Below are 12,215 nucleotides of genomic sequence, written 5' to 3' on the forward strand. Positions count from 1 at the left end.
ATGGTTATGAGTCTATTCTTGTTTGTCGATTCGTTTGCCAGAAATTCATATTTTTCAAATCTTTTTAAAGCAGTACGAACATTTTTTATAGATATTCCCAAACCACTTTTCTTCGCAATCGACTCTAGGCTAGTAACAAATTGACCAGGCCTTGCTTTATATTTCTGTCCCTTCCACTCCCATTCTTTTTCCTTGTGGTTCGCCATCATCAAGAGTGTTATCAAAATTGTTTTTTGTTCAGGCGTTGATTCCGTCCATATTGGCTTAACTAACAGTTCCCTATGCAACTTAATCCACCCTTGCATCTCATCACCCGCCTCTTAAAAGAAATGGAACTGAAGCTTATGCCCCAGCTCCATAAGGGTCAAAATCAAGCTGCTATCTACTTACAAACTTGTCTTTCTTATCGTTATACACCAGGTCTATAGGGCTGTGGCAGCACTTACATGGTACAAAACTTACTTCATTGCTGACTTTAAAGGTTGCTGTAGTATTACATTTTGGACATTTATATGATCCATCTGTAATCCCATCTAGCTTGGTCTCTTTCTTGCATCGATGGCATGTAGCCGTGTCTCCTTCATTCCCGAATTTATACTGGACTGTTCCGCACTCATCACATTGAAAGAAAATGAGTTTTGACTTACTTGCATTGCTTATACTTACGGGTTCTTCCTCTTTGATCAAGCTTTTTGTAATTGGAGTTTTTTCTTCATAGGCCTCTTTCACTTTTTCTAAAATCTCTTTGGCAGTTATCGCAGGAGTCAATTGTATCGACTGACTATTGTAACTATGAGGTTTATGTAAGTAATTTCTCTTTGAAAACTCTGTAAGTTCCGCGGTACCTTCTTCATCCACATATCCTAGTATGATAATATTTGGGCTTATGATGAGCCCCTTCCCTTCCATGGGTGTCATTACAAATATTGGTTTGTTCTCTTCCTTTGCCAAAGCATCGTCGATCTTATCTAATACATCTAAAGCCATTGATGTAGGCATATTCATTTTCATTTCCATCCTCTTACCGAGGTTTAACAATAAGTTTAGAGTTGCCATCTCATTTCCCCCTTTATTTGATTTTCTCGTGTTTCTTCTGACAGTCTTTGCATAGGTGCTTTCCATAGTAGTTCATGGAGTAAGATTGTACAGCCTGTGGAATCTCAGTGCTACAATCACCGCACTGGCCATCATTTTTAGCTTGTCCTTGATTACTACTGCCGCCATTTCCACTGGTAGGAGCATCATTTTTCTTTTCTGTCTGCTTACCACTTTTCTTTCCATCAGCCTTTTTCAGCTTCTCGTCCCATTCATCTGAGCTGATCTTGTCAGGATCTTCACCAGTTGGAATAGCAAAAGTCCGAAGAAGCATATATTTATAGCTGTAGGTCATAGCCTTGCCTACACCCTTATCCTGTGTATCCACACCAGTACCGCTGCTGACGATGATCTCACTCTCTCCTGTATCAATGTCTACGATCTTGTATTTGGTGTTGACAGTGGTAAGCACATCATCCTTGAAGTGCTGCTGATCTATTGGAATGATCACTAACCCATGCTTGATCAGGCTGTCTCTTACAGTAGAAGTAACCTTCTCCTCAGATATGGCTTTATATTTGGTTTTTCCAAACTCGATTTGATCATCTTTCTGGAGATATTCAACATCCTTCATGACGGAGTGGATCTTCTTCCAAAGATTTTTCTTATCTTCCAATTACTCCACCACCTTAATCTCTAGTTTGTCTTCTCTGTCAGTGATCGTAATACCATCGATGATCTGACCATCAGGATCTACCGCTTTACCATCTACAACTCTAAAGAGTTTCTTAATTTCATCTTTCTTAGGCTCTTCTTTCACCCGGATCAACTCTTTCAATCCGGCTTCTTTAAGGCTATGTATTGCCTTTTCTTCGTCATACTCCCATTTTGGCTGCTGCTTTCTAAATCCAATCTTTCCGTAAGGTGTACTGCATTTGAATTTAGGATCTGCTTCACGCTGTACCACTGCATATTCTGTAAGTTTTCCTTCAAAGAAGGCAATACTCTCGTCGATCTGCTTCGCTTCATTAACTAACCAGGTCTGTATTCTCTCAATCTCAGCTTTGGCTAAAGCTTCTATTTCAGCTTTCTGATTATGATAAGCCTTTATTTTCCTAAAGGCCCAATTTACACCCTCGATATCATTGATTATAAATCTATTTTCCTGGACACCTGATTGCTGCACCTCTTCAATTTCTAAAAGATCTAATTGATTGAGCATCCTGATTCCTCCCCAAATAGTTTTTTAAGTCTCTCATACTCTCTCTTTTCGCTTGCCAACTTCTTGCTTTCTAAGTCGATACCATCAATATCAGATATATACTGCCCTTCCATCAGGCTAAAATCATGTACCCAAGTCTCGATCTCTCCAGAAGTCTTAATCTTAATATCAACACTTCTATATCCCTGCTGCTGCCATTCACGAAGCTTGTATAGATCAGGCAACTTGTCCAATACTTTAGGATCAGGATTCTCAAGATATCCCTCCCAGGCCCTTGCTGTATCCTCGATGACCTTTGTGAATCTCTCAAACTGCTTGTCTCCCTCTTGGTCATTGGAAAGATCAGTTTCGCATTCTCCAGTTAAATGAATAATCAGCTTGATTTTATCTGCTAAACTTAAATGACTTGTGATTTCAATAAAAGTTTTTAATCCCATATTTATCCTCCTAACACTGTATTAAATTCAGAAAATCTGATATAATACAGACAGCTTGTATTTTTTTATCTGACTACTGAGCAGTTGCAGCTGCTTGGTGGTCATTTTCATTTTGATTCATTTCTCTTAGTTCCTGGTCTAGTGGACAACTTAAGCATCCATATTCTTTCCAGTCTAACCCTTGACACTGCTTACACTTTTCAAATCTTTTCATCCTTTTCAAAACTGCATCAATCTTTAATTCAGCAGCCTTTAATTGAAATGTTGCAATGTCGATATGATTTGGATCTGCATAGCTAAAATTCTGCTGTGCCTGTGAAAACTGCTCCAATGCCTCTAGAAAATCTTCCAAAACAATCACCCCCTATCATTCGAGTTCATCTCTTAATACATAAACCAATGTGATGGGGAATGCTATGCAAAACATCGTGAAGAAAATTCCCCACCAATTCACATCAATCACCTCCCTTCTAATCAGCCGCACCCACCAATATCTCCAGGATGATATCATCCTTGTCCTTATGTACCTGGCGGAGTGCAACTCTTTGCAAATTTTCTCTTCTAATTCTCCTTGGCTTGTCTGTTTCTCTTGCATTTTTCTTTTGCCTAGGCACTATCTAGCCTCCTTCACTTCTCTGCAAACAGATTGCTGAATATTCTTTTTTGTGTAGTTACTACACTTTTGAGGAAAAAAATATTTCCCTATGTCGGAAACTTCAATCTCTAACTCATCCACAATCTTGTCAATTTCATCTGCTCCAAAGCAGTAGAACCCATTTATTTTGTCTGATAGTGTGTTTGTTGCTATACCTATAGAAACAGATAATTTCCTATAGGAAGACTTTTTTTCTCTTATCAAACCCTTTAATGCCTGGAGTTCTACAAACCTTTTTCTCTTTTGTGTTTTTTTCATATTGCTCCCCCTTTCTTTTGTGTAGTAAATCAACTTTTGTAATTTCATTATACTATTTCGTTTTTGTTTGTCAATGATTTAATCAACATTTTTAGCAATTATTTGTATATTTTTATTGACTAAATCAACGTTTAGAATTATAATAACAGTATACATATCGGAGGTGTTTAAATTGCCAGGGAAAGCATTTAATAAAGAAATATTTGCAAGTAGATTGCAAGAATTAATGAAGGATAATGATGATACCATATATAGTCTAGGTGAATATTTACACCTTAGTCCATCGTCTATCTCAAAGTATATTAACGCAAACATGATCCCTAAACATGTTATGATAGATGCAATTGCAGATAAATATAATGTTAACCCTGTATGGTTGATGGGTGCGGATGTTGATAAATTCAACCCTACAGATAAAAAAAACAAAAGTAAGCAAATTCCTGTATTAGGGACAATTGCAGCAGGAAAGCCTATTATGGCTCAAGAATACATAGAATCTTATGAACATGTTGGATATGATGAAAAAGTTGATTTTTGCCTAAGGGTAAAAGGCGATAGCATGGTTAATGCTCGAATATTTGATGGGGATATTGTTTTTATACGAAGTCAACCAGATGTAGAGAATGGGGAAATTGCAGCTGTAATTATTGATGGGGAAGAGGCTACCTTAAAAAGAGTCTATAAAGTGAACGGAAGCATTATACTAAGACCTGAAAATCCTCAATATCAGGATTTTGTTTTTTCTAAAAAAGATATGAAATCCGTTAGAATCCTAGGGAAAGCAATATCTTTCAAGTCGGAGGTAAGATAATATGGCCAGTATAAAAAAGTTAGCTAATGGCAGTTACCAGGCCACAGTCTTCATCGGAAGAGACTCAAAAGGAAAGCAATTAAGAAAATATATAACAAAACCAACCATGAAAGAATGCAAGGCAGCTGCCAGAGAATTAGAACAGGAAATTGAAGAGAAACGGTTTATCAATGTGGACAATGTTAGAATGGCAGCGTGGATGGAGAAATGGCTAGAATTAAACAAAGAAAGCCTTGCTCCATCTACTTTTTTAGGCTATAAAATGTATGTAGAAGTCCATTTCAATCCATACTTTGGACAATTGAAATTATCTCAGATCAATGAGATTCATATTAAAGAGTATATGAATGCAAAGCTTAAAGAATTATCTAGTACAACTGTTAGAAAACATATGTTAATACTGCGTAGAATCCTCGAGGATGCTTTAAAACATAAAAGCCCATGCAAGGATATAAAAATTCCTAATAAGGATGACTACAAACCCACAGTGCTGTCTGAGGATGATTTTAAGGCTATACACGACTCAGTTAAAGACGATCCAGTAATGGGCCTGCGTGATGAAGGAGTGATACTATTAGCTGCATGGTGTGGGCTCCGCAGAGGGGAAATATTCGCTTTAAAGTGGGATGACATTGATTGGAAAAAGTTCACGCTAAGAATCGATGAGAGTAGATCTATCTCCGAGGAAGGATATATTGATAAAAAACCAAAGTCGAAAAATGGATTGAGGACCATTGTCGTTCCTGAGTATTTAATCAGAGTATTAGAACTTTATAGAAAGAGTCTTAAAAAAATTACTGAAAGGATATTTCCTATTCGACCCGATCATTTCTCTAGTTATTTTGCTAAGATGGTTAAGACTAGAAATCTTCCATCTATTCGCTTCCATGATCTTAGACATTATCACGCATCATGGCTATACAAACAGGGTATTCCAGACCATTATGCTGCTCAAAGACTTGGCCATGATATTCATGTTCTAAAAGGGATATACCAGCATTTAGACATGGATGTGAAAAGTGATATTGATAACTTAATACGATCTAATTTTGATGAAAAAAAGGACAAGCCATTTGCTCAAACGGTTGAAAAATAGAGCAGTCCAGACATACAAAAACCGCACAAAAAACCGCACAAAAAATTTAGATTCGTAATAACGATATTAAGAATAATAGTATCATTTCTTTAAACTCAACATTTTTATTGATTTTCAAAGTTTAACAAACATTAAATTTTCAATCATTTTGCTGATGTTTATTTTTACGAAACATATCGCACTCAAAATCCGGCGGGGTAACACCCGTGAGGGTTCAAGTCCCTCCTTCGGCACCAGTAAATAACCCAGGTTATGTAACCTGGGTTATCTTATTTTTTGATGTCGTGAAAATGACAATTATATTTTTTCCTATATTTTTTAACTCGCTTCCATTTGAACTATACCAACTTCTAGCTACATAGTCTATGTAATATTCTTGCCCAGACTGTAACACATATCCCCCTTCTTTCATAGTGTATATTAGAAAAACAATTTGTGGCAGCCTTGCATTATGAATGATTCGTAAAGGAGGTGGAAATTGTGACTGAAAAAAAAGCTGGTTTGGGCAATTGGCTAGGAGAAAATGACAGTTTGCTTTTCTTCTTCCTGTTGTTGGTTGTACTGTTTGGTGGCCCTTTATTCGGATCAGGAATAGGATTTGGGGATGATTCAAGCTTATTATTCTTCTTCCTATTGCTCATTGTATTATTCTCTAGTGGCTTATTCGGAGGCATAGGATTATAGTTCAAAATAAGAAAACTTAGGCAACATTCAAAAACAGACCGAATTTTCGGTCTGTTTTACATTATTTCTTTAATATTTCTTTAATCTTCTCATAAGCGTGTTGTTCATTGGCTTGATCAAATTCAAAAACTCTCGTCTCTTCTTCATCAATGACCAGTAAGGTAACGAGGTCGTCCCTTTGCCCCAGTAGATACTCTAAGCTATCCTCTCGATAAGGCTCTTTCATCAATATTTCTTTACCCTTAAATACACCAATGACACAATACCTACTTCCTTGATCATCATCTTTAAAAACAAGTTCCATCTCGTCTTCAGTACCAAGCCGTACTTTATCTAAATTATCACTCATATGTACTTCATCAGCATATCCGATGAACCGCTCTAAATACGGCATTTTAATAAATTCCAAAGCATATTCCTCCTAATCGGGCTTATAGTTTATAGTAAAAATTATACCATATCTTTTGAAAAAATTATTTTTTCATTTCAAATTTTTGTCTTCCCATTTTCATTCTTATCATAAATGATTTTTTTCATACAAAGTATGATACCTGTAAATAATAACTCTATAGTCATCAAAAATCTTTCTATAGAAGGGAATGCTCCGTATGTCAAATAATGAACGTCTTTCCATTGGAAAACGTGCCTCTTGGATTGCCATCATAGGCAATGTTGCTCTAACATCCGTTAAGGCGTTTATTGGTTTCATAGCAGGTAGTACCGCAATGATCGCGGATTCATTCCATTCGGCATCCGACTTAGTAGGAAATATAATCGTTCTTCAAGGTTTGAAAATTTCTAATCAACCTCCTGATGAAGAACATCACTATGGACATGGAAAAGCTGAATCGATTGTGGCGAAAATTATAGCTATACTATTATTTATTACCGCCTTTGGTATTGGCATATCTGCTGTCAAAACCATCAGAAATCCAAATCTTGAGGCACCAAGCTCCATTGCTATATGGCCTGCATTAGTATCTATTGTTTTTAAGGAATGGATGTATCGCTATACAGTTCGAGTTGGCAAAAAGATTGATAGTCCTGCATTGATTGCAGATGCTTGGCATCAGCGAACAGATGCTTTTTCATCGGTGGCAGCATTAATAGGAATTATTGGAGCCCTTTTAGGTTTTCCGATTCTAGATCCCTTGGCTGGTATCGTGGTAGCAGGAATGATTGCAAAAGCCGCTTTCTCTATTTATCGAGACGCTGTAAACGAACTAATGGATACTGCACCATCAAAAGAAGTAATCGAAGATATTCGTAAGATAACGATGGAGATTAATGGAATACATGACATTCAAGATATTAAAGCTAGGAAATTAGGCAATCAGATTTTTGTTGACATGAAAATCTGCGTAGATCAATACATTTCAGTTGCTGAAGGCCATGATTTAGCAGGCAAAGCCAAACATTCTATATTAAGCAATGTAGAGAATACAAAAGATGTGTTCATTCATGTAAATCCTTGTCCATCCCATGAAAATTGTCACGAGAAAGATTCTGTCAGTACAAAAAGCAAGGAAGAATAGTTTTAAATCTTTCCCTGCTTTTTGTATTTTTTTAGGCCAGGTAATATAATTTTGAATAGACTTCTTTTTTCAATATTTAGGAGCATCACATTGCCTATATCTTCAAAAATTTTATTCATTTGGTAGATTCCAAATCCAGTTTTTAAGAATCTATTGTTTTCGTCTAACACCAGCAGCTTATCATATAACCAGCGATTTCTCCTGGATGGATTTCTATCCTTAAGAATTGTATACATATTTTGTCCCCTCGGCAAATTTCCAGGATTGCTGATTTCAATCTTATTATCACCAATAAATACCACAATATTTCTTGTCAAATCAAAATAATCTCGATGAAGAACAGCATTGGCAATTCCCTCGAATATCGCTTCTATAGGATAATCTTGATCTTTGAGTATCTCAGAAATATAGCCATAGCATCTATTGAGCATCTCCATAATGTCCCCGTGGATGGGTTGAGTGATCTGTTCGTGTCCTTCATAATGTACGATAGTGACAGAACAGTAGGGAAGATATATCTGCGGATTCTTACAAAATAGCAGCATACCACCCATGGTAGGATGAGTTTTCCCCGTCTCAGCATCGTGGTGAATAATTCCCACATTATGCCAAACACTTTTTTCCATATCTGTACTGGGATTCAAACTTATTTTTTTTAGATAGTTATTAATCAACTCCCTATCTAATACTGTAGTATCTAAGTTGTATAGGGGAATTAATTCATTGCTGATTAATCCTATCTCTTGAAACATCCTGGCTATCTCATCCCTTCTAGCAAAATCTGTAGTAGAACCTCGTCGGATATAAAAAGTTCCTGTCTGTCTCATTTGATGAGGCCGCTGATAGCTTTTAAAAATAGTTATGACACAGACACATTTGTTTTCTATTTCAATATGTTCTACCCTAAGATTAATGGGTGGGTCACATCGATAGCTAATAATTTGTTGAATCCTCTCCTCATGAAGTTCTATTGGATCTATGCCTACTATTTCTTTGCTTTTATCCTTAATGCCGATAATGATATGCCCCCTTCCACCTATGCTATTGGCAATAGCGATGATATCTTTCGCTAATTCCTTCTTCGCTGACTCGGTGTTTAACAATAAGGATTCTTTGAAATCCAGCTTGCTTCCTTCCTCCTGCTTTATTAGCATTTTTAATCTCTGGACATCCATACAATCATTCCTCTCCATCGTGCTAGAAATTCAGTTTGCCATTCACATTTACTAAGACAAACACTCAATTATTCTCATTCTAAGTATTTTCATAATTTCTACTGCCTTGTGCAAATTATCAAAGTGTTTGATAATCCTATCAAAAAGTGGTAATATTACTTTAGTATAAACAAAAGCTGGAGTGATATTATGGATTTTAAGCAATTAGAAACCTTTGTGACCATTGCTAAATTGAAAAGCTTTTCAAAAGCCGCTGATTTTCTTTTTTTAACCCAACCTACAATCAGTAATCATATGCAAAATTTAGAAAAGGAACTGGGTACTATTTTAATCAACCGTTCTAATAAAAGAATAACTTTGACAAATGCTGGGGAGATACTCTTTACCCATGCCATGGATATTTTGAATAAGAAAGAGCAGACTCTATTCTCTTTGGAACAATTTAAAGGAAAAATAGAAGGCACATTAGAAATCGCTTCAAGTAGTATCCCAGAACAATATATTCTACCTATTCTTCTTAATTCCTTTCATAAGTTCTATCCTGACGTTCGATTTAATGTCCTGCATTCTGATTCAGAACAGGTTGTAACCAGTATTTTGAACGGAGAAATTGATTTTGGTATCGTTGGTGCAAAGAATGATATCAAGCATTTAAATTACCTGGAGATCATGGAGGATACGATGCTGGTAATCATGCCGTTTATGGACCATTATAAGTCCATGGATGAAATCACTATTGATGATTTATTCCGCGAAAAAATCATTCTGAGGGAAGAAGGTTCCGGTACACGAAAAATTTTCGAGCAAGTCCTTATGCAACATAACAAGACAATTGATGATCTTAATATTATTGCATATATAGAGAGCACTGAATCTATTAAACAGTGTATACGAAGAGGTTTAGGAATTTCTATTCTTTCAGAGCTTGCGGTGATTGATGAAGTAAAATCTAACCTCTTGAAAGCAGTAAAAATTAAGGATATCGAAATAAAACGTAATTTTTATTTCGTATTTCACAAATATAGGGCTCTGTCTCCTTTGGCAGAGGCTTTTAAAAACTTCGTCTTAGAAAACAAAAACCTTTTTCAAATTGAAAATATTTAATGTTTGGGCAGCAATAGATTTCTCTATTAATATGCATATTCCTCACCGATAGAACTATTCTTGAGAATATCCTTTCATTTATTGTCAAGCTATTGATGTACTAGATATTCGTCTTTCTTTTCATACAAAAATCGGGAGTATTCTCCCGATCCCGATTTATAATGCTTCCATGAAAGCTTTATAGGCTTTGTATGTCATATACACATCTACTTTACTCACAATTTCCATTGGCGCATGCATGCTTAATACAGGAACGCCACAATCCACGACCTCGGCACCATAGTTCGCCAATATATAGGCGATAGTACCACCGCCGCCTTGATCTACTTTACCTAATTCTCCGATCTGCCACACCACATGATTATCATTGAAAATTTTTCTAACTTCTGACAAAAACTCAGCATTGGCATCATTGGATCCAGACTTTCCTCTAGCTCCAGTATATTTGACCAAAACAACTCCTTTTCCCATAAAAGCAGCATTTCTTTTATCTAAAACATCGGGGAAATTTGGATCAAAACCTGCTCCAACATCTCCTGATAAAACCTTTGAATTAGCCATTGCCCTTCTAATCAATAATTCTATGTGACCTTTTGCCTGTATGGATATCAATTCTGCAACAGCATTTTCAAAAAATCTTGATTCCATACTTGTATTTCCCATACTACCAACTTCTTCTTTATCTACAAATAGGGCAACCGCTGTCTTTTTCGGATCTTCTATTTCCAGGATTGCTTGCAGGGCTGTATAGGAACATACCCTATCATCATGTCCATAAGCTCCCACAAGGCTTCTATCTAAACCAACATCCTTAGCCCTACCAGAAGGTACAACCTCAATTTCAGCTGTGAGAAAATCGTCTTCATCAATGCCATATCTATCGTTAATGATATTCATAATATGTACTTTTACTCTTTCTTTCTCAGAAAAGTCATCACATGGGATGTTACCAATCAACACATTAAGTCCTTCTCCTGTGATTCCTTCACTTAGCTTTTTCTCAGCCTGGTCTTTTGCTAAATGGGGAAGTAGATCTGTAATAAAAAATACAGGGTCATTGTCATCTTCGCCTATAACAATATGTACTTTTTCCCCATTTTTTTTCAGTACTACCCCATGCAATGCTAAGGGAATCGTAGCCCACTGATATTTCTTGATTCCTCCATAATAGTGGGTTTTTAATAAGGCCAATCCTCCATCCTCATATAAAGGAAATGGTTTTAAATCTAACCTTGGTACATCTACATGGGCACCTACAATATTCATCCCTTTTTCTAAATCTTCTTTGCCAAGAACAAAAAGGGCTGCCGATTTCCCTTTATTATTTACATAAATTTTAGTGCCTGGACTTGCTTCAGCCTTTCCTAAAATAATATCTTCAATATTTATAAATCCCTGTTGTTCCGCCATCCTTATAATTTCATCAATACATTCCCGTTCAGTCTTTCCTCTATCAAGGAAATTTTTATATTGGTCACATAACTGATAAACTCGAGTTCTATCTTCAACTGAAAGATTATCCCAAGCATTTTTAAATTCATATGTTACTTTTTTTTGTAGCACTTCTGTAGTAGATATTTCTTGCAAATCAATTCCCTCCTCCATAAAGTAAAATTTATATATATAATATTAATATCATAACTATCCTTTCATGGATTGTCAATGTATACATGGTTATTCTTCTGTGAAATCATCTTCTTTATGATGATATTCTTCTCCAAATGGCTTATAATTATCTTTTATATATAAATTTTCTTCTCTTATATCCAAACTAATGTATTCTTCTTTACATATTTCTGATTTTTTTATATCTTTTAGATATTCCTTTAGCTTATGTCTAAGTGTGTCAATTACCTCATCTATTAGCTGCCCCACATCGTCCGCACGGTTCACAGCATCATTCACATCATCTTTACTGGAAAAGGAGATATGATTAAACTCTTCTGCTGCATCCACTAATACTCTGTATGAGTTTGTCAATCCATTTAGAATATTTGATAACTCTTCTACTTCATTGGCAAGGCATTCCCTTTTTTTTCTGCATAGCTCTATATATTTTTTTGCATCTTTGCATGGTAATGATCCATTTGCCATCTTCTCACCTCATTCAAGGTTTATGATTAATGTATATTAAATATCCCTTAAAAATAAACCATGAAAATCGCATGTTTCAATCCTATTGATTTCTTTCAAAATAAAAAGA

The 12,215-nt window shown here is 35.8% G+C and carries 16 protein-coding genes and 1 pseudogene; 5 read left to right on the forward strand and 12 right to left on the reverse strand.

Features of this window, described 5'->3' with window-relative positions:
- The 8 genes and pseudogenes from HNQ80_RS08320 to HNQ80_RS08355 all read right to left on the reverse strand — a co-directional run.
- Positions 1-305: pseudogene (locus HNQ80_RS08320) on the reverse strand (hypothetical protein); the annotation flags it as partial.
- A gap of 73 nt (positions 306-378) precedes the next feature.
- A complete protein-coding gene (locus tag HNQ80_RS08325) occupies positions 379-1,056 on the reverse strand; it encodes a hypothetical protein (protein ID WP_184310086.1) in 678 nt (225 codons plus the stop codon).
- Between the two features lie 13 nt (positions 1,057-1,069).
- Positions 1,070-1,711, reverse strand: coding sequence for an ERF family protein (locus HNQ80_RS08330; protein WP_207726924.1), 642 nt, complete (start codon positions 1,709-1,711; stop codon positions 1,070-1,072).
- Positions 1,712-2,257, reverse strand: a complete 546-nt coding sequence (locus tag HNQ80_RS08335) for a host-nuclease inhibitor Gam family protein (protein WP_184310088.1) — start codon at positions 2,255-2,257, stop codon at positions 1,712-1,714.
- The gene (locus HNQ80_RS08340) at positions 2,242-2,694 is read right to left on the reverse strand and encodes a hypothetical protein (protein WP_184310090.1); all 453 of its coding nucleotides are present in this window, start codon (positions 2,692-2,694) and stop codon (positions 2,242-2,244) included. The genes HNQ80_RS08335 and HNQ80_RS08340 overlap by 16 nt, the downstream gene beginning before the upstream one ends.
- A 73-nt stretch (positions 2,695-2,767) precedes the next feature.
- A complete protein-coding gene (locus HNQ80_RS08345) occupies positions 2,768-3,046 on the reverse strand; it encodes a hypothetical protein (protein WP_184310092.1) in 279 nt (92 codons plus the stop codon).
- A gap of 118 nt (positions 3,047-3,164) precedes the next feature.
- Positions 3,165-3,308, reverse strand: a complete 144-nt coding sequence (locus tag HNQ80_RS08350; RefSeq protein WP_184310094.1) for a hypothetical protein — start codon at positions 3,306-3,308, stop codon at positions 3,165-3,167.
- Positions 3,308-3,607 (reverse strand): DUF739 family protein, encoded by a 300-nt coding sequence (locus HNQ80_RS08355; RefSeq protein ID WP_184310096.1) that lies wholly within the window; start codon positions 3,605-3,607, stop codon positions 3,308-3,310. The genes HNQ80_RS08350 and HNQ80_RS08355 overlap by 1 nt, the downstream gene beginning before the upstream one ends.
- 172 nt (positions 3,608-3,779) lie before the next feature.
- Here HNQ80_RS08355 and HNQ80_RS08360 point away from each other — a divergent pair, with 172 nt between their 5' ends.
- The 3 genes from HNQ80_RS08360 to HNQ80_RS08370 all read left to right on the forward strand — a co-directional run bounded on the left by HNQ80_RS08360 (position 3,780) and on the right by HNQ80_RS08370 (position 6,198).
- A complete protein-coding gene (locus HNQ80_RS08360; protein ID WP_243183071.1) occupies positions 3,780-4,418 on the forward strand; it encodes a LexA family protein in 639 nt (212 codons plus the stop codon).
- A gap of 1 nt (position 4,419) precedes the next feature.
- Positions 4,420-5,514, forward strand: a complete 1,095-nt coding sequence (locus tag HNQ80_RS08365) for a tyrosine-type recombinase/integrase (protein ID WP_184310098.1) — start codon at positions 4,420-4,422, stop codon at positions 5,512-5,514.
- Positions 5,515-5,994: 480 nt separating this feature from the next.
- Complete coding sequence (locus HNQ80_RS08370; RefSeq protein ID WP_243183092.1) at positions 5,995-6,198, forward strand: hypothetical protein; 204 nt, start codon at positions 5,995-5,997, stop codon at positions 6,196-6,198.
- 61 nt (positions 6,199-6,259) lie between these two features.
- Here the strand turns inward: HNQ80_RS08370 and HNQ80_RS08375 are convergent, their stop codons facing one another.
- On the reverse strand, positions 6,260-6,607 hold the full coding sequence (locus tag HNQ80_RS08375) for a hypothetical protein (RefSeq protein ID WP_184310100.1): 348 nt from the start codon (positions 6,605-6,607) through the stop codon (positions 6,260-6,262).
- A gap of 199 nt (positions 6,608-6,806) precedes the next feature.
- Here HNQ80_RS08375 and HNQ80_RS08380 point away from each other — a divergent pair, with 199 nt between their 5' ends.
- Complete coding sequence (locus HNQ80_RS08380) at positions 6,807-7,733, forward strand: cation diffusion facilitator family transporter (RefSeq protein ID WP_207726925.1); 927 nt, start codon at positions 6,807-6,809, stop codon at positions 7,731-7,733.
- A 2-nt stretch (positions 7,734-7,735) separates the two neighbouring features.
- Here HNQ80_RS08380 and HNQ80_RS08385 read toward each other — a convergent pair whose 3' ends face one another.
- Complete coding sequence (locus tag HNQ80_RS08385) at positions 7,736-8,908, reverse strand: RNA-binding domain-containing protein (RefSeq protein WP_184310104.1); 1,173 nt, start codon at positions 8,906-8,908, stop codon at positions 7,736-7,738.
- Between the two features lie 189 nt (positions 8,909-9,097).
- Here HNQ80_RS08385 and HNQ80_RS08390 point away from each other — a divergent pair, with 189 nt between their 5' ends.
- Positions 9,098-10,012 carry a selenium metabolism-associated LysR family transcriptional regulator gene (locus HNQ80_RS08390; protein WP_184310106.1) on the forward strand — a complete coding sequence of 305 codons (915 nt, stop codon included), beginning with the start codon at positions 9,098-9,100 and terminating at the stop codon, positions 10,010-10,012.
- 156 nt (positions 10,013-10,168) lie between these two features.
- On the opposite strand, the gene HNQ80_RS08395 is transcribed toward HNQ80_RS08390, so the two are convergent.
- Both HNQ80_RS08395 and HNQ80_RS08400 read right to left on the reverse strand, forming a co-directional pair.
- A complete protein-coding gene (locus HNQ80_RS08395) occupies positions 10,169-11,599 on the reverse strand; it encodes an aminopeptidase (RefSeq protein WP_330602807.1) in 1,431 nt (476 codons plus the stop codon).
- A gap of 87 nt (positions 11,600-11,686) precedes the next feature.
- Positions 11,687-12,106, reverse strand: a complete 420-nt coding sequence (locus tag HNQ80_RS08400; protein WP_184310109.1) for a methyl-accepting chemotaxis domain-containing protein — start codon at positions 12,104-12,106, stop codon at positions 11,687-11,689.
- Positions 12,107-12,215: the final 109 nt, after the last annotated feature.

The organism is Anaerosolibacter carboniphilus, from assembly GCF_014205875.1.
Taxonomy (GTDB): domain Bacteria; phylum Bacillota; class Clostridia; order Peptostreptococcales; family Thermotaleaceae; genus Anaerosolibacter; species Anaerosolibacter carboniphilus.

Excerpts from the sequence above, each read along its gene's own strand:
- HNQ80_RS08355 (WP_184310096.1), bottom strand. The coding sequence starts at position 3,607 with ATGAAAAAAACACAAAAGAGAAAAAGGTTTGTAGAACTCCAGGCATTA.
- HNQ80_RS08380 (WP_207726925.1), top strand. The coding sequence starts at position 6,807 with ATGTCAAATAATGAACGTCTTTCCATTGGAAAACGTGCCTCTTGGATT.
- HNQ80_RS08340 (WP_184310090.1), bottom strand. The coding sequence starts at position 2,694 with ATGGGATTAAAAACTTTTATTGAAATCACAAGTCATTTAAGTTTAGCA.
- HNQ80_RS08335 (WP_184310088.1), bottom strand. The coding sequence starts at position 2,257 with ATGCTCAATCAATTAGATCTTTTAGAAATTGAAGAGGTGCAGCAATCA.
- HNQ80_RS08385 (WP_184310104.1), bottom strand. The coding sequence starts at position 8,908 with ATGGATGTCCAGAGATTAAAAATGCTAATAAAGCAGGAGGAAGGAAGC.
- HNQ80_RS08400 (WP_184310109.1), bottom strand. The coding sequence starts at position 12,106 with ATGGCAAATGGATCATTACCATGCAAAGATGCAAAAAAATATATAGAG.
- HNQ80_RS08365 (WP_184310098.1), top strand. The coding sequence starts at position 4,420 with ATGGCCAGTATAAAAAAGTTAGCTAATGGCAGTTACCAGGCCACAGTC.
- HNQ80_RS08325 (WP_184310086.1), bottom strand. The coding sequence starts at position 1,056 with ATGGCAACTCTAAACTTATTGTTAAACCTCGGTAAGAGGATGGAAATG.
- HNQ80_RS08390 (WP_184310106.1), top strand. The coding sequence starts at position 9,098 with ATGGATTTTAAGCAATTAGAAACCTTTGTGACCATTGCTAAATTGAAA.